This window comes from Mycobacterium sp. NPDC050441 (genome assembly GCF_040655355.1).
Taxonomy (GTDB): Bacteria; Actinomycetota; Actinomycetes; order Mycobacteriales; family Mycobacteriaceae; genus Mycobacterium.
Genome location: NZ_JBFAJS010000001.1, coordinates 806,803 through 826,821 on the forward strand (window position 1 = coordinate 806,803; position 20,019 = coordinate 826,821).

General features: G+C 66.8%; 21 protein-coding genes. 13 read left to right on the top strand and 8 right to left on the bottom strand.

What is annotated here, in order from left to right; genetic code table 11:
• Positions 1–3: 3 nt before the first annotated feature.
• The gene (locus AB0I14_RS04035; RefSeq protein WP_358016124.1) at positions 4–1,605 is read right to left on the bottom strand and encodes an amidohydrolase; all 1,602 of its coding nucleotides are present in this window, start codon (positions 1,603–1,605) and stop codon (positions 4–6) included.
• Positions 1,606–1,695: 90 nt separating this feature from the next.
• Here AB0I14_RS04035 and AB0I14_RS04040 point away from each other — a divergent pair, with 90 nt between their 5' ends.
• Positions 1,696–2,298: a TetR/AcrR family transcriptional regulator C-terminal domain-containing protein gene (locus AB0I14_RS04040; RefSeq protein ID WP_358016127.1), complete on the top strand. Its 603-nt coding sequence runs from the start codon at positions 1,696–1,698 to the stop codon at positions 2,296–2,298.
• Between the two features lie 23 nt (positions 2,299–2,321).
• On the opposite strand, the gene AB0I14_RS04045 is transcribed toward AB0I14_RS04040, so the two are convergent.
• Positions 2,322–2,636: a heme-binding protein gene (locus AB0I14_RS04045; RefSeq protein ID WP_358016130.1), complete on the bottom strand. Its 315-nt coding sequence runs from the start codon at positions 2,634–2,636 to the stop codon at positions 2,322–2,324.
• A 38-nt stretch (positions 2,637–2,674) separates the two neighbouring features.
• Entirely contained in the window at positions 2,675–2,971 is a 297-nt protein-coding gene (locus AB0I14_RS04050; RefSeq protein WP_358016781.1) for a hypothetical protein, read from the bottom strand.
• Between the two features lie 276 nt (positions 2,972–3,247).
• Between AB0I14_RS04050 and AB0I14_RS04055 the strand changes: the two genes are divergently transcribed.
• From AB0I14_RS04055 to AB0I14_RS04100, 10 genes are all read left to right on the top strand, one after another.
• Positions 3,248–4,381, top strand: coding sequence for a putative sulfate exporter family transporter (locus tag AB0I14_RS04055; protein ID WP_358016133.1), 1,134 nt, complete (start codon positions 3,248–3,250; stop codon positions 4,379–4,381).
• Positions 4,382–4,402: 21 nt separating this feature from the next.
• Positions 4,403–5,353: an ABC transporter substrate-binding protein gene (locus AB0I14_RS04060; RefSeq protein WP_358016136.1), complete on the top strand. Its 951-nt coding sequence runs from the start codon at positions 4,403–4,405 to the stop codon at positions 5,351–5,353.
• Between the two features lie 12 nt (positions 5,354–5,365).
• A complete protein-coding gene (locus AB0I14_RS04065) occupies positions 5,366–6,070 on the top strand; it encodes a queuosine precursor transporter (protein WP_358016139.1) in 705 nt (234 codons plus the stop codon).
• A 95-nt stretch (positions 6,071–6,165) separates the two neighbouring features.
• Positions 6,166–6,816 (top strand): allophanate hydrolase subunit 1, encoded by a 651-nt coding sequence (locus tag AB0I14_RS04070; RefSeq protein ID WP_358016784.1) that lies wholly within the window; start codon positions 6,166–6,168, stop codon positions 6,814–6,816.
• Positions 6,817–6,833: 17 nt separating this feature from the next.
• The gene (locus AB0I14_RS04075) at positions 6,834–7,718 is read left to right on the top strand and encodes a 5-oxoprolinase/urea amidolyase family protein (RefSeq protein ID WP_358016142.1); all 885 of its coding nucleotides are present in this window, start codon (positions 6,834–6,836) and stop codon (positions 7,716–7,718) included.
• A 50-nt stretch (positions 7,719–7,768) separates the two neighbouring features.
• Complete coding sequence (gene aac(2')-Ib / locus AB0I14_RS04080) at positions 7,769–8,359, top strand: aminoglycoside N-acetyltransferase AAC(2')-Ib (RefSeq protein ID WP_358016145.1); 591 nt, start codon at positions 7,769–7,771, stop codon at positions 8,357–8,359.
• Positions 8,360–8,480: 121 nt separating this feature from the next.
• On the top strand, positions 8,481–9,887 hold the full coding sequence (locus AB0I14_RS04085; protein WP_358016787.1) for a nitrate/nitrite transporter: 1,407 nt from the start codon (positions 8,481–8,483) through the stop codon (positions 9,885–9,887).
• Between the two features lie 34 nt (positions 9,888–9,921).
• The gene (locus AB0I14_RS04090; RefSeq protein ID WP_358016148.1) at positions 9,922–11,073 is read left to right on the top strand and encodes a uroporphyrinogen-III synthase; all 1,152 of its coding nucleotides are present in this window, start codon (positions 9,922–9,924) and stop codon (positions 11,071–11,073) included.
• Positions 11,070–11,765 (top strand): sirohydrochlorin chelatase, encoded by a 696-nt coding sequence (locus tag AB0I14_RS04095; protein WP_358016151.1) that lies wholly within the window; start codon positions 11,070–11,072, stop codon positions 11,763–11,765. Before AB0I14_RS04090 ends, AB0I14_RS04095 begins: the two co-directional genes overlap by 4 nt.
• A 673-nt stretch (positions 11,766–12,438) precedes the next feature.
• Positions 12,439–12,690 (top strand): transcriptional repressor, encoded by a 252-nt coding sequence (locus AB0I14_RS04100; protein WP_358016154.1) that lies wholly within the window; start codon positions 12,439–12,441, stop codon positions 12,688–12,690.
• On the opposite strand, the gene nirD is transcribed toward AB0I14_RS04100, so the two are convergent.
• From nirD to AB0I14_RS04115, 3 genes are all read right to left on the bottom strand, one after another.
• Positions 12,675–13,046: a nitrite reductase small subunit NirD gene (gene nirD, locus AB0I14_RS04105; protein ID WP_358016157.1), complete on the bottom strand. Its 372-nt coding sequence runs from the start codon at positions 13,044–13,046 to the stop codon at positions 12,675–12,677. The two genes, AB0I14_RS04100 and nirD, sit on opposite strands and share 16 nt — an antisense overlap.
• Entirely contained in the window at positions 13,043–15,622 is a 2,580-nt protein-coding gene (gene nirB / locus AB0I14_RS04110; protein ID WP_358016160.1) for a nitrite reductase large subunit NirB, read from the bottom strand. Before nirB ends, nirD begins: the two co-directional genes overlap by 4 nt.
• Before the next feature lie 113 nt (positions 15,623–15,735).
• A complete protein-coding gene (locus tag AB0I14_RS04115) occupies positions 15,736–17,148 on the bottom strand; it encodes a PLP-dependent aminotransferase family protein (protein ID WP_358016163.1) in 1,413 nt (470 codons plus the stop codon).
• On the opposite strand from AB0I14_RS04115, the gene AB0I14_RS04120 reads away from it, so the two are divergent.
• On the top strand, positions 17,147–18,055 hold the full coding sequence (locus tag AB0I14_RS04120; RefSeq protein WP_358016166.1) for a DMT family transporter: 909 nt from the start codon (positions 17,147–17,149) through the stop codon (positions 18,053–18,055). The genes AB0I14_RS04115 and AB0I14_RS04120 overlap by 2 nt on opposite strands.
• A 59-nt stretch (positions 18,056–18,114) precedes the next feature.
• On the opposite strand, the gene AB0I14_RS04125 is transcribed toward AB0I14_RS04120, so the two are convergent.
• Both AB0I14_RS04125 and AB0I14_RS04130 read right to left on the bottom strand, forming a co-directional pair.
• Entirely contained in the window at positions 18,115–18,579 is a 465-nt protein-coding gene (locus AB0I14_RS04125) for a hypothetical protein (RefSeq protein WP_358016169.1), read from the bottom strand.
• A gap of 131 nt (positions 18,580–18,710) precedes the next feature.
• Complete coding sequence (locus AB0I14_RS04130; protein ID WP_358016172.1) at positions 18,711–19,469, bottom strand: isocitrate lyase/phosphoenolpyruvate mutase family protein; 759 nt, start codon at positions 19,467–19,469, stop codon at positions 18,711–18,713.
• A gap of 211 nt (positions 19,470–19,680) precedes the next feature.
• Between AB0I14_RS04130 and AB0I14_RS04135 the strand changes: the two genes are divergently transcribed.
• On the top strand, positions 19,681–19,977 hold the full coding sequence (locus AB0I14_RS04135; RefSeq protein ID WP_166907934.1) for a hypothetical protein: 297 nt from the start codon (positions 19,681–19,683) through the stop codon (positions 19,975–19,977).
• The last annotated feature ends 42 nt before the right edge of the window (positions 19,978–20,019 follow it).

A 20,019-nucleotide genomic window follows, 5' to 3' on the forward strand; every position in this document is an offset into this window, starting at 1 on the left:
CTCTCACTCCGCGGCCGAATAGACCTGCGTGCCCTGCAGATAGGTGGCGCGCACCTTCACCGCGGGAAGCTCCGATGGGGCGACGTACCTCGGATCACGGTCCAACCACACCAGGTCAGCACTCGCGCCCGGCACGATCTGGCCCCAATTACCCTCTGAGAACGCCTGATACGCCACGGCTCCGGTGTACGAGGACAACGCGTGCTCGACCGGAAGGACCTCTTGCGGAGTCCAGCCACCCACCGGCTCACCCTCGGATGTGCACCGCGAGACCGCGACGGCGATGCCATCCAGCGGCGCACCCGAGGAAACCGGCCAGTCCGATCCGAACGCCAGCGCGGCACCGGAACTCTCCAGCGTGCGCATCCGGTACTGCCGGTCCGCCCGTTGCGCCCCGAGCCGCGGGATCGTGAGCACCGTCATCAGGGCATCCATCTGCGCCCACAACGGCTGCATGTTCGGGATGACCCCGAGCTCGGCGAACCGGCCCAGGTCGTCGTCGTCCACCAGCTGAGCATGGGCGATCACCGGCCGCCGGTCCCGCGGACCATTGTGCCGCGCAACGTATTCGATGGCATCCAGCGCCTGGCGGACCGCGGCGTCACCGATGGCGTGAATGTGGATCTGCAGGCCCAGGTCGTCGACCTTCTTGGCCGCCTCGGCCAGTGCGTCGCCCTCCCACAACCGCATGCCGTGCGAGTGCAGGCCCGAACAGTACGGCTCCAGCAGTGCGCCGGTCTCGTTCTCCACCACGCCGTCGGCGAAGAACTTCACCGTCTGCGCGGTCAACAGCGGAGAGCCCGACGCCTGGACCCGGTCCCTGGCCGCGGCGTATTGGGTTGCCTGCGTATCGAAGTGGCGCGGATCGGCATAGAACGCCAGATTGAACCGCATGCGTAGGGCGTCCTGTCCTGCAGCAGCGAGGTAGGCGTCCAGTTCTGCCGGCTCAACCCACGCATCCTGAACCCACGTCACCCCGCGTGCCAGGTAGTAGTCGGCGGCCGTGCCCAAAGCGCCGATCCGCACCGCGTCGTCAAGGGCCGGCATGGCCGCGGTCACCAGGTCTGTGGCACCCCACTCACGCAGGGTGCCCAGCGGTGAGCCGTCGTCACGGCGCGGAATCTCACCGAGCACCGGCTCGGGAGTGTCGGCAGTGATACCGGCGCGCTGCAACGCAACCGAGTTGACCCAGACGGTGTGGTAATCCCAGGCCCGCAATACCACCGGTCGGTCCGGGACCGCCGCGTCGAGCCATCGCGCGTCGAACAAGCCACCGGGGGCGAGGCTGCCGTCATACGACGCGCCCACGATCCACTCCTGATCGGGGTTCGCGTCGGCGAACTCCTTGACCACTGCCACGATCTCGTCGATCGACCGGCAGGGTCGAACCGCGGGGCCCGCCGACTCCAGACCGCCGAACAGCGGGTGCGCATGACCGTCACCAAACGACGGCATCAGGAAGCCGCCCTCGAGGTCGATCTTCCGATCGGCCGCCGATGCCAATGCGTCGTCACCCACCGCCTGTACCACTCCATCGCCGACGAGCAGCGCATCGGTGGTGGTCGAGGGTGTCCAGACGGCACCGCCGTGGAAGAGAGTGGTCATGCGACTCCTAAAGCGAATAGAATTCGTTTATTCTGTGACCCAGACCACCCCGTTGTAAAGCGGTGGGATGAAATCAAGGGGGACAGATTTATGGGGCGTCCATCGATACCGATCCTGTCAACGGACCGGATCGCGAGTGCGGCAATGGATCTCGTCAGTACAACGGGTGGATTCACCATCCCCGAACTGGCCCGCAAGCTCAAGGTCAGCCCGTCATCGCTGTACAACCACGTCTCGGGACGCGAGGAGATCGTCGAACTGCTCCGCGAACGGGCGATGTCAGAAGTCGAGTTACCCGACATCGACGCCGACCGGCCGTGGGCGGAGACCCTGGCCGACATCATGCGCTCGTACCGCAACAGCTTCGCCCGCTGCCCGCGACTGATTCCCCTGCTCACCGCGCATGCCGTCAACAGTCGCCAGGCTCTGACGATGTACAACGCACTGGCCGTCACCCTGGCCCGCGCCGGGTTCAGCCCCACCGACACGCTGCGGACCATCACCCTGGTCGACAACTACGTGCTGGGGTCGGCCCTCGACCTCACCGCCCCCGACAAACCGTGGGAGTCCGGGGATCCAGTCGGCCCGGAGTTGACCGCCGCACTGGCCACCGGCGCACCCAGGCCGGCGCGTGCCGACGATGCATTCGAATACGGCCTGGCGGTGCTCCTGCGTGGGTTGGTCCGGACCTGAGCTACCTCATGTTGTGAATGCGACTATCCGCAGCGGTTGCGGAAATCAGTCGCCGGTTGCCGGATCCCCGTCAGTTCGGCCCGGATCTGCGGCTTGTCCTGGAGGTAGACCCGCACCGAATCGGCCATCTGGTCGTTCGACTGTCCCTTGAGGCTGGTGAAGAACGCGTTCACGTCGGGATGGGTGAACAGATACGCCGACGTGGCCGCGCGGACCCCGGCCATCACCCCGGCCAGGTCGGCGGCTGTGCAGTTCGGCCCCTCGGCAGCAGCGACGGGCGCGCCAACGGCCAAGAGCGACAGGCTGATTGCGCCGGAGGCGATCACACGGCTGAACATCGTGGCTCCTAAGTCGACTCGGATGAATGAGCTGAGGCTCATGGACGGCCCGGGCGCCAACCGCCGCCGCCTCCACCACCGCCGTTGTCAGGCCGGCCGGGGTCGAGGTTGATCTCCAGGCCCCAGTCGCCGCAATACCAGTCGTTGGCACACGGATACGGGTAGTAGGGACCGGCCTTCGGCGGCGTCGGTCCCCCGCCGCGGACACTGCCCTGTGCGCACACCGTGGAACCGCCGGCATCGACGCAGTCGGCGACGGCGGCCGGCGCGGCGGCAATGGAAATGGCGATCGGGATGGTCAAACCGGTCAGTCCGAGTAACACCGGACGCCACATGCTCCGCATGACCACTCCTCAATCGGTCCCGTTCACCCGAGAATAGAACCGGGGGACGCCCAATAGGCGCGATCGACAATAACCCGTCGCCGACGATTCTGCATGGGGCACCGGCGGAGTTCGTAACCGGTTGAACTCGCGAAGATCGCAAGCCTCCCTGCGGAACCGGGTGCTACCTAGCCTGACGCGCGTGAACGAAGACTGGCTGGCCGTGATCGTCGGCCTCACCCTACTGACCCTCGTGCTCGTCGGCGCCATCCCCGGCAGCGTGATCCCATGACCAGCACCGAGGAACTATCCGAACAGCGCTCGCCGAAGATCGGCTACGCCGTCGCCGGTGCGCTCGTGGTCATCGCGCTGGGCGCGGCGACCCGATTCCTGGAAACCCAGGTGCCCCACTGGGCATCCGGGACACCGCTGGCCAAAGTCGCCAAATCAGTCGAATTCCCGGTCTATGCAATCGCTCTCGGCCTGGCCGGCAACGCGATCCTGGCCAGGTTCGCCCTCCGCGACGCCCTCTCCCAAGGGTTTCGCACCGAGTTCTTCATCAAGACCGGCCTGGTCCTGCTGGGAGCGTCGATCAACCTCAAGGTGCTCGCCACTGCCGCGGGACCGGCGATCATCCAAGCGCTCCTTCTGATTTCGATCGTCTTTGGGTTCACCTGGTGGCTGGGCGGCCGGCTCGGCCTCGATGACAAACTGCGGGCGCTGCTGGCGTCGGCGGTCTCCATCTGCGGGGTGAGCGCGGCCATCGCCGCAGCGGGCGCGGTTCAGGCCCGGAAAGAGCAACTGGCCTATGCCGCATCGCTCGTCATCGTGTTCGCACTACCCTCGATCTTCCTGCTGCCCTGGCTCGCCGATGTGTTCGGACTGTCCGACGCGGTCGCCGGAGCCTGGATCGGCGGCAACATCGACACCACCGCGGCCGTGGCCGCCGCAGGCACGATCGCCGGTGAACAGGCGCTGCAGATCGCCACGATCGTCAAAACCACGCAGAACGCACTGATCGGCATCGTCGCGATCGCCCTCACCGCGTACTTCGCCCTGAAAGTCGAACGCAAGTCTGACAACCCTGACCCGGCGGTGGCACGCCCGTCCCTGCGCGAATTCTGGGACCGCTTCCCCAAATTCGTGCTCGGCTTCATCGCCGCATCGGTGATCGGCACGCTGTATCTGCAGTTCGCCGCCAACGGCAAGGCCGCGATCGCCACCGTGAACGATCTCCGGACCTGGTTCCTGATCTTCGCTTTCGTGGCCATCGGGCTGGAGTTCTCCCTACGCGGCCTGAAGGAAGCCGGATGGCGGCCCGTCCTGTTGTTCGCCGCGGCGACCGTGGTGAACATCGTGGTCGCACTGGGTTTGGCCTCGGTCCTGTTCGGCGGATTGTTCGGGACCTTCGCCACCGGGTAGCTAAACGGTTACCCTGGCTAAGTGGCGACAACCTGGTCGCGGCGACGGTTTTTCACGGTCACCGCTGGGATGGCCCTGGTTGCCGCATGTAGCACGCAAAAGCCCGGCGTAGTTGCGAAAGACGGTTCGGTGACCGTCCGCCACCTGTTCGGTGACACCAACATCCCGGGGCCACCGCAACGGGTGGTCAGCGCGGGATTCTCCGAGCAGGACGACCTGCTGGCCCTCGGCGTCGTGCCGGTCGCGACGACCGAGTGGTTCGGCGGTGAGCCGTTCGCGGTGTGGCCCTGGGCGCAACCGAAGCTCGGGGCCGCCCAGCCCACCGTGCTCGGCCTGGCCGACGGGATCCAGGTCGACGCGATCGCAGCGCTCAAACCGGACCTGATCGTGGCCACCAATGCCGGACTCGATGCCGACACCTTCGCCAAACTCTCCGAGATCGCCCCGACGATCGCGCAGCCCGGCCCCGACGCGTTCTTCGGACCATGGCGCGACCAGGCCACCCTCATCGGCCAGGCACTGTTCCAGAACGACGCAATGACGGGACTGGTCGCCGGCGTGGACGACCGGTTCAAAGCGGTGGCCACCAACAACCCGCGGTTCGCCGGCAAGAAGGCCATGCTGCTGAGCGGCACCTTGTTCCGCGACAGTGTGCAGACCCAGACGGGATGGCGTACCGAATTTCTCACCCAGATGGGCTTCGTCGTGCCCCCGACACCCGAGCTGATCCCACGCTCGGACTTCGCCCCCGTGCTCGACGCCGCCGATGTGCTGATCTGGACCACCGAGAGCGATGAGGAACGCGACGCCCTGCTGGCCGATCCGGGAATCGCCGAGCTCAAGGCCACCACCCGCAAACGGCACGTTTTCACCCCCAAAGACCTGTCCGGCGCCATCGCATTCGCCTCGCCGCTGTCCTACCCCCTGGTGGCCGACCACCTGCCGCCCCTGCTCAACCGGGCGCTGACCTGACAAGATGACCGGGTGACAAGCACCCAGGAACACTCCGAGCACCGCGGCACCGCCATCGTCGGCTCGGCCTACTATCCGGTGCTCGTCGCGATCTTCACGGCCCTGGTGATCGTCTCCAACGTCACCGCCACCAAGGGCGTCGCCTTCGGACCGGTCATCGGCAACTGGTCGATCATCACCGACGGCGGGTTCATCGTCTTCCCGCTCACCTACGTGATCGGCGACGTGCTCTCCGAGGTGTACGGATTCAAGGCCGCCCGCCGCGCCATCTTCCTCGGGTTCTCCATGAATGCCCTTGCCGCGCTCGCATTCTGGGTCACCATCTATCTACCTGCAGCGGACTTCTACACCAACCAGGAGCACTTCGAGAACATCGTCCACGCCTACACCCAGTTGATCGTGGCGGGCCTGGCCGGGTTCATCGTCGGGCAGACCATCAACGCCTGGGTCGTGGTCGCCATCAAGGAACGCACCAAGGAGAAGCACCTGTGGGCCCGCCTGGTCGGATCCACCTTCGCCGGCCAACTCGGTGACACCCTCGTTTTCTGCGGTATCGCGGCCAGTGCGATCGGCATCAGCACCTTCGGCGACTTCGTCACCTACACCGCGCTGGGCTGGATCTACAAGACCGCGGTCGAGGTGATCATGCTGCCGATCACCTACCGCGTGATCGCCACAATCAAGCGTCGCGAGCCCACATATCAGCTCGCCGTTTGAGGCTTCGATAAGGCACCTCTGGCAAGGTTCATAGAGCGGGCGCTTTCTTAGCTACTCGCGGGTAGCTTCAGGTCATGAGTGTGACATCAGAGGTGATGGACGCGACGGGACCCAGCCTGAACCCCGGCACCCCTCGCGACTATGGCGATCAGGCTCTGCTGCTCGAGTTCGACAGCACTGCCGACGTTTTGGCGTGGACCGCCAGTCTCACGGCGGCCCAACTCCTGGGTGTGGTCGATATCGTGCCGGCGTCACGCACGATCTTGATCAAACTGGCCGATCCCCGCTACCAGGCGCCCACGCGGCAACGGCTGGGCAAGTTGCAGCTTCAACCCGGGTCAGCCCCGGTCCGCCCGGTCGGCCAGGCCGACGTGACCATCGACGTGGTCTATGACGGTGCCGACCTGCGCGACGTGGCGACACTGACCGGGCTGACCCCGGAACAGGTGATCGCGGCACACACCGGAAGCCAGTGGCAGGTCGGATTCATGGGTTTCGCACCTGGATTTGCCTACCTCGTGGGCGGTGACGAACGACTACAGGTACCGCGCCGAGCCGAACCCCGCACCAGCGTCCCGCCCGGGGCGGTGGCACTGGCCGGCGAGTTCAGCGGCATCTACCCGCGACAGTCGCCCGGTGGCTGGCAGTTGATCGGGCGCACCGACGCAGTGATGTTCGACGTTCATCGAGACCAACCGGCGCTGCTCACCCCCGGTACGTGGGTGCAGTTCCGGGCCATCGGCTAGTCGGCGAGGAGCACACCATGACCACCAGATTGGAAGTACTGCGCACCGGACCCCTGGCCCTCGTCGAGGATCTCGGCCGCCCAGGAATGGCCCACCTCGGTGTCACCCGCTCAGGTGCCGCCGACCGTCGGGCCCACACCCTGGCGAACCGCCTGGTTGCCAACCCCGGTGAGAACGCGACCATCGAGGTGATGTTCGGCGGGTTCTCCGCCCGGGTGGTCGGCGGCGATGTCTCGATCGCGGTCACCGGCGCCGACACTGACCCGGCCGTCAACGGAATACCGTTCGGCACCAACAGTATTCACCATGTGCACGACGGCCAGGTGATCTCCCTGGGCGCCCCGCATTCGGGCCTGCGCAGCTACCTGGCGGTCCGCGGCGGCATCGCCGTCGAACCGGTTCTGGGTTCACGGAGCTACGACGTGATGTCGGCGATCGGGCCGGCTCCGCTGCAACCCGGCGACATTCTGCCTGTCGGTGAGCACACCACCGACCTGCCCGAAACGGATCAGGCCCCGGTCGCGTCGATCAGCGACGACGTGCTGGAACTCAATGTGGTGCCCGGCCCGCGCGACGACTGGTTCGTCGATCCCGATGTCCTGATCCGGACCAACTGGCAGGTGACCACCCGCAGCGACCGGGTCGGGATGCGCCTGGTCGGCATGCCGCTGGACTACCGCTGGCCGGACCGTCAGCTGCCCAGCGAGGGCGCGACCCGCGGAGCAATCCAGATACCGCCCAACGGTTTTCCGGTGATCCTCGGCCCCGACCACCCCGTCACCGGCGGCTACCCGGTGATCGGTGTGGTGACCGACGAAGACATCGACAAGCTGGGACAGGTCCGCCCCGGGCAGACCGTGCGGTTGCACTGGGCACACCCGCGCCGACCGTTCGAGGGTTAGTCCCCGGCCAAGGTAGAGACACCGGCGCGTGGCGCTGGTAGAACATGGGTGTGCCTTTCCAGGATGTGAGCTCGCCGTCCGTCCGAGGCGGGATCCTGCACACCGCGCGCCTGGTTCACACCTCCGATCTCGACCACGAGACCCGCGAGGGTGCCCGACGCATGGTCATCGAGGCGTTCGAGGGCGATTTCAGCGACGCCGACTGGGAGCACTCACTCGGCGGCATGCACGCGTTCATCTGCCACCACGGCGCCCTGATCGCGCATGCCGCAGTGGTCCAGCGGCGGCTGATCTACCGCGACACCCCGCTGCGCTGCGGTTACGTGGAAGCCGTGGCGGTACGCGAGGATTGGCGCGGCCAAGGCCTGGCGACCGCCGTCATGGACGCCGTCGAACAGGTCCTGCGCGGCGCCTACCAACTCGGCGCCCTCAGTTCGTCCGACGCGGCCAGGGACATGTACCTCGCCCGCGGGTGGGTGCCCTGGCAGGGCACGACGTCGGTGCTGCGGCCTGCCGGTGTGACGCGCACACCCGAGGACGACCGGTCGCTGTTCGTGTTGCCGATCGATCTGCCGGCAGGCCTGGAACTCGATACCACCGCCGAGATCACCTGCGATTGGCGCGACGGGGACGTCTGGTAACCACCAGAACAACACGGGCTCACACACCTTCCGCGAAGCGGGTGAGCGGAATTTCACGGCCGGGTCACCGCAGGGCGCATCAGGGCAATAAACGCTTCCTAGCGTGTGCGCCATGCCCACTCTGCTGAAGTCGAATCGCGTCACCAACTGGGATCCCGAGGACACGCTGGCCTGGGAATCCGGAAACAAATACATCGCGCGCCGGAATCTGATCTGGTCGGTGTTCGCCGAACACATCGGCTTCTCCATCTGGTCCATCTGGTCGGTCATGGTGCTGTTCATGCCCGAGGCCGTATACGGCTTCACGGCCGGGGACAAGTTCCTGCTGGGCGCGACGGCCACTCTGGTGGGCGGATGCCTGCGGATCCCCTACACCCTGGCCACCGCGACGTTCGGTGGTCGCAACTGGACCGTGTTCTCCGCCTTCGTGCTTTTGATCCCCACGGTGGGAACCATGGTGCTGCTGGCCAATCCCGGCCTGCCGTTGTGGCCCTACCTGCTCTGTGCCGCGCTGGCCGGCTTCGGCGGCGGCAACTTCGCCTCCTCGATGACCAACATCAACGCCTTCTACCCGCAACGCCTCAAGGGCTGGGCACTGGGCCTCAACGCCGGCGGCGGCAACATCGGCGTGCCGATGATCCAGCTGGTCGGCCTGTTGGTCATCGCCACGGCGGGCAACCGGGCCCCGTACTGGGTCTGCGCCGTCTACCTCGTCGCACTGACCGTCGCCGGTATCGGCGCAGCGCTCTACATGGACAACCTCGAACAGCACAAGATCGACCTGAAAGCAATGAAAGCGATTCTGGTAGAACGTGATACCTGGGTGATCTCGCTGCTCTACATCGGCACCTTCGGATCCTTCATCGGCTTCGCCTTCGCCTTCGGCCAGGTTCTGCAGATCAACTTCACCGCCGGCGGCCAGACCGCGGCACAGGCATCCCTGCATGCCGCGCAGATCGCCTTCATCGGCCCGCTGCTCGGCTCACTGTCGCGGGTCTACGGCGGCAAGCTGGCCGACCGGATCGGCGGCGGACGGGTGACCCTGGCGGTGTTCGGCGGCATGATCCTGGCGGCCGGACTGCTCGTCGCGATCAGCGTGCTCGACGATCACACCGCCGGTGCGGCCAACGGCCTGATGATGATCGGCTATGTCATCGGGTTCATCGCCCTGTTCCTGCTCAGCGGCCTGGGCAACGGCTCGGTCTACAAGATGATCCCGTCCATCTTCGAGGCCCGCAGCCACTCCCTGCAGGTCAGCGAGGAAGAGCGGCAGCGGTGGTCCCTGTCGATGTCGGGCGCATTGATCGGATTCGCCGGCGCGATCGGCGCCCTGGGCGGTGTCGGCATCAACCTGGCCCTGCGCCAGTCGTACCTGTCCAGCGGATCAGCCACCGCCGCATTCTGGATCTTCCTGGCCTTCTACGTGCTGGCCTCGATATGCACCTGGTTCCGCTACGTCCGCCGGCCTGCTGCGACGGGCGTCACAACGGCCCCGGAAGACCGACACGCCTCGGCAATGGCCGGGTAATCACTTGGAAACACGAGAAACCTTCACTGAACCCATGAACGAGCCCGACTGGGCACCGCTCACCGGCTTTCGTGTGGCGGTGACCTCCGCCCGACGTTCCGACGAGCTGAGCGCGCTGCTGACCAGGCGCGGCGCGACGGTGACCAGCGCGGCCGCCATCACAATGGTTCCGCTGCCCGACGACGATGAACTACGCGCTCACACCGAGTCGCTCATCGCCGTGCCACCGGACATCGTGGTGGCCACCACGGGGATCGGCTTCCGCGGCTGGTTCGCCGCGGCGGACGGGTGGGGCCTGGCCGCCGAACTCGCCGACGCGCTGGGCAAGGCCCGCATCGTCTCCCGTGGCCCGAAAGCCACCGGGGCGCTGCGGGCCGCGGGCCTGCCCGAGGAATGGTCACCCGAATCGGAATCCTCCCGGGAAGTGTTGCGCTACCTCCTCGAACAGGGTGTGGCGGGGCAACGGATCGCCGTGCAGTTGCACGGGGCCACCGACGACTGGGATCCGTTCCCCGAGTTTCTCGACGAGCTGCGGGCCGCGGGCGCCGAAGTGGTGCCGATCCGGGTCTATCGCTGGCATCCCGCGCCACACGGCGGTGAGTTCGACCAGATGGTCGCCGGGATTGCCGAACGACGTTTCGACGCAGTCAGTTTCACCTCAGCCATGGCGGTTGCCTCGGTCTTGATGCGGGCCACCGAAATGGATATCGCCGACCGGGTGCTGTCAGCGCTGCGCACCGACGTCCATGCCATGTGCGTCGGCCCGGTCACCGCGCGACCGCTGGTCAGGCTGGGGGTGCCGACCTCGGCGCCGGAGCGGATGCGGTTGGGCGCGTTGGCCCGTCACATCACCGACGAGCTGCCGCTGCTACAGGCGCGGACCGTCCGGGTCGCCGGACACTCGCTCGAGATCCGGGGCACCTGCGTCCTGGTCGACGGCGCGGTCAAGTCGCTGTCGCCGGCCTCGATGGCGACCATCCGTGCACTGTCGCACCGGCCGGGGGCGGTGGTGTCGCGGTTCGATCTGCTCAGCGCGCTGCCGGGCACCGGAACCGATACCCACGCCGTGGAGACCGCGGTGCTGAGGCTCCGTACTGCATTGGGAGACAAGAACATCGTGTCGACGGTGGTCAAGCGGGGTTACCGGCTGGCCGTCGACGAAGCCGAGATGGCTCGGACACCATGAGCCTGGTCCTGGTGGCGCACGGAACCCGCAAGCCGGGCGGGGTGGCGATGATCGGCGATCTCGCCGCGCGGGTGTCCGACCTGCTGGGCCGGCCGGTGCACGTCTCCTTCGTCGACGTCGTCGGGCCGACCCCCAGTGAGGTTCTGACGTCCCTGCCCACCGACTGCCCGGCGGTGGTGGTGCCCGCCTTCCTGGCCGCCGGATATCACGTCCGCGTCGACGTACCCGCCCACGTGGCGGCCAGCGAGCACCCGGCCGTCACCGTCACCAAGCCGCTGGGCCCCTGCCCGGGAACGGTCCGGGTTCTGGCCGATCGACTCGTCGAATCGGGATGGCGGCCAGGCGATTCAGTGATCCTGGCGGCCGCAGGCACCTCGGACAGAAATGCCCAATCCGACCTTCGGCGCACCGCCGCGCTGCTGTCAGCGATGACCGGCGATCGCGTAGAACTGGCCTTCGCCGCCACCGGCGCGCCGAGTGTTGCCGAAGCCGTCTCCGCGCAACGCGGCCGCGGCCATCGCCGCATAGCTGTGGCGTCCTACCTGCTCGCCGACGGGCTTTTCCAGGACCGGCTGCGTGAATCCGGCGCCGACCTCGTCAGTGAACCACTGGGGACCCACCCCGGCATGGTCCGGCTGATTGCGAACCGCTTCCGTCGCGCCGGGGTACTGAGCCTGCCCGTTGCGGCGTAGCCGGATCGACCGCGCCAGGAGCGGCCCGGCCCACCCCGCGATCAAGAGAGCTCCGCCGGCACCCGCGACCGAGAACGTCGCAGATCGTCGCGCACTGACCATCGCCGAACATTGCTCGACGTAATCACTGGCCATGTATCCCGGCCCGGCGAGCGTGTGTTGATCCAGGTTCAGCCGGTCCTGCTGGGCGGCAACTTGGTAATCCGGATGTGCTCCGTTACCGCACGGGATGGGTTCACCGGCGCGATCCACGGCATTCAAACCCAAGGGCACCAACGTTGCCCCGAGTGCGCCCAGCATCGCTGCCGCCCCCACCAGATTCAATACCGAACGCCCAAACATCCCTTGTCAGCCCCTCTGACGACGCTTCCTTGAGAGGGAGTCTAAACACACCCAGCGAACTATTCTAGTTAGCCAGCGAGAGGCGCACCACACCTTTGATGACATTCACCGATGGTGCAATTCTGGCAAATTTCCCGGCGAAACCACCTCTGTACAGGTAGTTGACCGTTCAACTGAACTCTTCCGTCTTTGCCGGCGGCTCGCCGTGTCAGATCGGACCCGAATACTCAGCTATCGTTATCGCGATCATCGGGCGATTCGGCGGGAGTGCAGGTAAAGGTGCAGGTGACAACACCGGCGGGCGCTGCCCGCCACGGCGGCGTACTCGGCCGTGCGACCCGGTAACCGGGTCCCGGCCGAACGTCTGCGTGAACACCTGCTGAACACTCTGGCACGCACGTCCCGGCCGATGACGACCGCACAGCTACGCGACGACATGCACGAGCATTTCCGTGCACCGGTCGTGATCGAGTCCGTGTACCGCAATCTGACGGTGCTCGAACGACGCGGCGCCGTGGAGCGCCGCAAGCTCCAGGGGCGCGACGCCCACTGGAGCCGGGCGACCGATCAGGCCGCGAGCTGAACAAACCCGCCCGGCGTGACCCTGGTCCGGTAGACCGGGATCGCCACGGTGGTGTCATCGAGGCAACGACCGTCATCGAGCGCAAAGGCCTGCTTCTTGATCGGCGATTGCACCGTCGCGCACCCGCCACGATCACCCACGATCCCGCGGGACAGCACCGCCGCACCGGAGAACGGGTCGATGTTTCCCACCGCGTGCAACGAGCCGTCGTCGAGCCGGAACAGTGCCGCCTGCGAACCGTCTGGCAGCAGCACCGCGACGCCCCGGCAGGGCATCAGATAGTCATAGCGGCAGGCCGTCGTCCATTCCGAGAACCCGGGGGTGTAAACGTCTTTGCCGTCGTCGAGCAATGTCATTTCGCCTCCTGGAATCCACGGACCTTCGGCATCCCGATATCGGTAGCGCCCGGCACCTTCCGGCCGGCCCGCTCGGTGAACGTGATCGTCGGATCGTCCACGTCGGGCGCATTGACGAACGAGACGAAGCGGGAAAGCTTCTCCGGGTCCTCGAGCACGCCCTTCCATTCGCAGGCGTAGCCGGCGACGTGGCGCTCCATTGCCGCCTCGAATTCGGCTGCCAGACCGAGGGAGTCGTCGCACACGACCTCGCGCAGGTGGTCCAGTCCGCCATCAAGACCTTCCAACCAGGGGGCCGTCCTTTGCAACCGATCCGCGGTGCGGATGTAGAACATCAGGAAGCGGTCGATGTAGCGGACCAGTGTCTCGTCATCGAGGTCGCCGGCCAGCAGCTGGGCGTGCCGCGGTGACATCCCGCCGTTGCCGCACACGTAGAGATTCCAGCCCTGTTCGGTGGCGATGATCCCGACGTCCTTGCTCTGGGCTTCCGCGCACTCACGCGCGCACCCCGAGACGGCCATCTTGATCTTGTGCGGTGCGCGCAGGCCCCGGTAACGCTTCTCGATCTCGACGGCCATGTTCACCGAATCCTGTTGGCCGTACCGGCACCACGTGCTGCCCACGCAACTCTTCACGGTGCGCAGCGATTTGCCGTAGGCGTGCCCGGACTCCATCCCACCCTCGACCAGCCGCGCCCAGATCTGGGGCAACTGCTCCACCCGGGCACCGAACATATCGATACGCTGGCCGCCGGTGATCTTGGTGTAAAGGTCGAAATCCCTTGCGATTTCACCGATCAGGATCAGCTGCTCGGGGGTGATCTCACCGCCGGGCGACCGAGGCACCACCGAGTAGCTGCCGTTCTTCTGGATGTTGGCCAGGAAGTGGTCGTTGGAGTCCTGCAGCGAGGCCTGCTCACCGGAGAGCACGTGATCGGAGCTGGTGGATGCCAGGATCGATGCGACGGTGGGTTTGCATATGTCGCAACCCTTTCCGGTACCAAACTTCTCGATCAGACCGGAGAACGTACGGATCTCGGTGGCACTGATGATCTCGAAGAGTTCGGCCCGTGACTGGCTGAAGTGCTCACACAACGCCTTGGACTGCTCGACCCCCTCGGCCTCCAGCAACTGCTTGAGCAACGGGACGCAGGAGCCGCACGACGTGCCGGCCAGTGTGCACTTCTTCAGGCCGGGGACATCGGTGCAGCCACCACAGATGGCTTCCTTGAGATCGGCTTTGGTCACGTTGTTGCACGAGCAGATCTGCGCGATATCGGGCAGTGCACCGACACCGAGAGCCGAGGCCCCAGCCGCGCCTTCAGCGGCCGGTGCGATCAACGACAGCGGGTCGCCGGGCAGCTCGCTGGCGACCATCGGACGCAGCACCCCGTAGGCCGACGCGTCACCGACCAGGACGCCGCCGAGCAGCGTCTTGGCGTCATCGGAGAGGACCAGCTTGGCGTAGGTCTTCTTCACCGGATCGTTGACGACGACGTCCAGGCAGTTGGGCGTCCGGCCCTGGGCATCGCCGAAGCTGGCCACGTCGACGCCGAGCAGCTTGAGCTTGGTGGACATATCGGCCTCGGGGAACTCGGCGGCGCCGCCGAGCAACCGGTCGGCGACCACCTCGGCGCTGGTGTAGCCGGGGCCCACCAAGCCGTAGCAACGGCCCTCGATCGCGGCCACCTCACCTATCGCGTAGATACTGGGATCGCTTGTGACACACGATAAATCGGTCATCACGCCGCCGCGCTGCGCGATGTCGAGACCCGCTTGACGGGCCAGCTCGTCGCGCGGACGCACACCGGCTGCGAACACGATCACGCTGGCGTCGACGCTGCTGCCGTCATTGAGCGACACCCGCACCGAGTCGTCGGTCTGGGATTTCTTCAGCGGCTTGTGCCTCTGCACCGGTTGGATGCTCTCGGTGCCGACTCCGGTGTGCACCTCGATGCCGAGACCCCGGATCATCCGGTTCAGCAGTGCGCCGCCGGCCGGATCCAGCTGGGCCGCCATCAGGTGCGGCGACATCTCCAACACGTGGGTCGCCAGCCCGAACGCGCGCAACGCATTCGCGGCTTCCAGGCCGAGCAGGCCGCCACCGATCACCACACCGACCGGCGTTTTCGAGTCACGCGCGGCCAGTGCGCCGGCCCGGATGGCGTCCAGGTCATCAAGCGTGCGGTAGACGTGGCAGTGCGGCAGGTCGTGACCGGGCACCGGCGGCACGAAGGCATACGAGCCGGTCGCCAGTACCAGCGCGTCGTAATCGATGCTCTGACCGTCGACGGTCCGCACGGTCCTGCCGTCCCGGTCGATCTCGGCCACCGCACAGCCCAGCCGCAAGTCGACCAGGTCGTCACCGGCATAGTCGTTGCCCGGCAGAGCCAGCCGGCCCCGGTCCCAGTGCTCGGTGTAACCGGTCAGGCCGACCCGGTCATAGGCGGCGTCAGCTTCCTCGGACAAGACGGTGATCCGCCAGGTGCCCGCGGCGTCACGGGACCGCAACGCCTCGACGAAGCGGTGTCCCACCATGCCGTGTCCGATGACCACGACGTTCTGTGTTGACGACATACGGCGAGGTTAGGAACCTGAAGTTGCCGAAATGTCGCCCTGTGTGAATCGCCCGTCACGGTGTGCTCACGGTCCGCGCGCCGCACATGTGAGATTGCGGCGCGGTACGCCGGTCAGCCCAGTTGATGCGCCAGCGCCCGGCCGATGACCCGGGCAGCCTCGTCAAAGCGCTGCGGATCGGGCCCGGAAAAGTTGAGCCGCAGGTACGGTCCGGACGGCTCGGCGGGAAACCACTCATTGCCCGCCGCGACCAGCACCGACTCGGCCTCGCACTCACGCACCAGTCGCTGCAGGTGGATCGCATCGGGCAGGCGCACCCACAGGTGCAGCCCGCCGCGGGGCACCTGCTCCAACTGCACGCCGGGCGCATGCTCGGTCAGCGCGGCGATCAACAGGTCACGCCGGGCCCGCAATTGCTGACGCACGTCACGCAGATGCGTCCGCCAGGCCGGCTGGGTCACCACATCCAGCGCGGCGGCCTGCAACAACCCACTGACATACATCGACTCCGCACCGCGATCGGCCAGAATCCGGTCGCGCGCAGGACCTCTGGCCACCATCGCCGCCACCCTGATCGACGGCGACACACTCTTGGTCAGCGACCTCAGATAGATGACGTGACCCGCGTCGTCGGATGCCACCACCGGTCTGGAGGTGCTGTCGATGCCGAAATCATGCGCCCAGTCATCCTCGATCAGGAAGGCGCCGCGACTGCGCACCACCTCCAGCACCTGGCCGGTGAGTTCAGGATCCCATTGGGCACCAGTCGGATTGGAGAAATTCGGCTGGGCGTAGAACACCCGGGCACCACTCTCGGCGAAAGCGCGCGAAAGTTCCTCGGGCTCAGGCCCTCTCGGACCGCTCGGCACCGGCACCAACCGCACACCACACTGGGCCGCAGCCAGAATGGCTCCCCAGTAGCTGGGCGACTCGATCAACATCGGCTGCCCGAACCCGACCAGGGCCCGGAAGATCGAGCTCAGACCGCTCTGACTCCCGGGCAGCACGATCACCTCACGCGCTGTCGGCGCGGTCACACCGGCGCCGAACGCCTCAGCCAGTTCCTGGGCAAACCAGGCCTGTAGGTCGGGCCGGCCGGGTGCCGGCGCCGGGCTCAGCGCAGCGTCCCCGCGGGCGGCCCGCGTGATTGCGGTGCGGACAAGTCGCTGAGGAAGCAATTCGCTGACGGGATAGCCGGAGTGCAACGCGATCAGGTCGGGCGCGACGCTACGCAGCGGAGTCGACAGTGCCGGGATCCGCGCCTGCGGGGACCGCAGGGCGGCCGTCTGCCAGCCGTAGTCGGGAAGACGCGCGCTGCGCACCGCACGCACGAAGGTCCCGACCCCCGGCCGGCTCTCCACCAGACCCAGGCTGCGCAGTGTGCGCATGGCCTTGGCCACCGTCACCGGGCTGGCCGCATAGTCCGCCACCAGAGCGCGGTTGGACGGTAGCTGGGCACCCGGCGGCGCGGTGGTGATCCATTTTCGCAGGCCGGACACGATGCGCTCAGTGCTATCGTTATCCATGTTGATACAGAGTAGCGCTACTCGGAATAGTTCGTCGGCGCTATCCCACCCTGGCTTGTGGTGGGGATTGCTGGGCGTGACGGCCTTCTCGTTCACCATCGTGTTCACCAAGTTCGCCACCGGCGGACTGTCCCCGCTGTTCATCGGTGCCGGGCGCGCCGTCGTCGCCGCCGCCATCGCGGTGGCCGCCCTGGCGCTGACCCGGCAGGCACTGCCCAGAGGCGGGCAGTGGGTGCGGTTGGCCGTGGTGGCAGCCGGCGTCGTCGCAGGGTTTCCGCTACTCACCTCGTATGCGCTCACCGTGGTTCCGGCCAGCCACGGTGCCATCGTGGTCGCACTGCTTCCGGCCGCCACCGCGGTGTGCGCGGTACTCCGCGGACATGAACGCCCGCCGGCCGCGTTCTGGACGTTGGCCGCCGCCGGGGCCCTGGCGGCAGTGGTGTTCGCGATGGTGCACGGCGCCGGACTCGGCCATCTGAGCTGGCCGGACCTGCTGCTGTTCGGGGCGGTGCTTGCCGCGGCCGTCGGGTACGCCGAAGGCGGGTTGCTGGCCAGGGAACTCGGCGCCTGGCAGACCGTGTCCTGGGCCCTGGTGGTCGCGGCGCCGGTGATGCTGGGCTTGACTGCGCTGGCCGTCGTGCAGCAACCGCCGCACGCGACGCCGGCACAGTGGGCCGCGTTCGGCTACCTGGCGGCCGTCAGCATGTATCTGGGCTTCTTCGCCTGGTACCGCGGCCTTGCCATCGGGCCCATGACCCAGGTGAGCCAGGTGCAGCTGATCCAGCCGGTGATGACGATCGGCTGGGCCGCCCTGTTACTGCACGAACGACTGGCCTGGTCGACGGTGCTCGGCGGCGCCGTGGTCATCGGGTGCGCGGCGCTGGCCGTCCGCGTCCGACTCAGGTGATTCCGATCCGACATCGAAAGCCGGTGGAATCCCTTGGATTCCAACGGCTTTCGGATGATTCAGAGCTTCACCGGGTAATCTGAGCTGTACACGTCGCTACGTATCCGTCCGGGTGCCGGGGGGCCTTCGACCGACACCCAGGCCTCGGTCGCACCGTCCATCGCCGGTCCGGAGACAGTGATGGTGGCGGAGCCGGCCGCATCGGTGTGCAGCACTGCGCCCGCCACACCGGGATCTCCCGGATTGCACGTCGCCACACTCGCCCGCGGCAGCTGGATGAGCCTGACCCGGTAGTCGGTGTCGGCCGTGGCCGACTGCAGCGTCACCTGGGCACTTACCTGAGCGCCGTCAGATCCGACGTGGGCGAACCCGCCCCCGCTGCCCGACCCCATACCGTCGAGGAACAGCCCCTTCTGGAAATCGCACCCCCGGATGTGGTTCGACAACGGCACCATCGTCGTCGCCCCAGCCGGCGCCGCGCCGACCCCACTGAGCACCACCGCACCGGCGGCAACCAGTGTCACCACACTTCTTCTGCGCCAACCCATCGCTGCATCCCGCCTGCTCGACGTATCAGTGCGTCATTATTGGCACAGAACGCACGTCGAGAAGCGGCAGTTTGCACAAAATGGCCGATCGGCTCGGCAGGGGATGACTACCGCCAGCGCCCGAGCACCTCTTTGGCCCGCGCGCTCAGCACGGCCTGCAGGAACGGTCCGAAGGTAATGCGCCCCACGCCGATGGCCGCCAACGCGGCGAGGTCTGCGGAATCGGCCGGAACAGTCACGCTGACCGGCAGCGGCACCGCAGAAACGAAGCGCCCCAACCCTTCCGGGTCGGCCAGGCCGGCCGGGAACAGCGAATCGGCGCCGGCGGCCGCCGCCTCGGACAGGCGGGCGATCCCCCGATCCACACGATCGGCGGCGTCGCCGTCTTTGCGCAGGAACAGGTCGGTGCGCGCGTTGATCACCACGTGCACCCCCGCGGCATCGGCGGCCGCGCGCAACTGCCCGACCAACTCGGCATGCTCAGCCGGGCTGCGCAGCCGCTTGTCCTCCTTGTGCACGGTGTCCTCAAGGTTGAAGCCGACCGCGCCGACGTCGAGCAAGCCTTCGATCAGCCGCTCCGGCCGCTCGCCATAGCCGGATTCGATGTCCACCGACACCGGCACATTGACCGCGTCGGTGATCTGACGTACCCGGGTCAGCAGGTCGTCGAACGACATCACCTCGCCATCGGCCTTGCCGATGGACTCGGCCAGCGGGTGACTGCCCACCGTGAGCGCGGAGAACCCCTCGCCGACCGCCAGCCTGGCCGACCAGGCGTCCCAGACCGTGGGCAGCACAACGGGGTTGCCGGGTTGGTGCAGCGCCAGCAGGGCCGCGGCCCGCTCCTGCAACGTGGTCTCACTCATAGGTCCTCCAGGTGCTCAGATGTCCTGCTCAGATGTCCTTCGGCCGGCCGCGAAGCCGGCGAAACCAACACTACGACCCCGGTTCCCGGGGCTCATCTCGTCAACGGCAAGTCGAGGATCCTGACGTGATGCGCATCACGTCCCGATCGTGATGTGGCTAGCATTGGTTGTCGTACTGTGAGCCCCGACACCTTCAGCCCGAGGAGGTCACTTGTCCACCACCACTGAGTTCTCCGAACTGCACAACCTGATCGGCGACATGCGTCGTTGCGTCACCACGTTGGCGTCAAAGTACGGGGATTCCCCCGCCATGCGCCGCGTAGTGAACGACGCCGAGCGGATCCTCAACGACATCGAGCGGCTGGACATCGATGCCGAAGAGTTGGAGATGCGTCACGGCGTGACTCGACAAAAACCAGGCCGCGAAAAGATCGGCATCCCCGACACCCAATACGGCAGCGAGTTCTGGCAGGACGTCGCTGACGAGGGTCTCGGCGGATATCGCTGAGCTCACGGGCGCCTGCCGCCCGAAGCACAACTGAAACTGAAG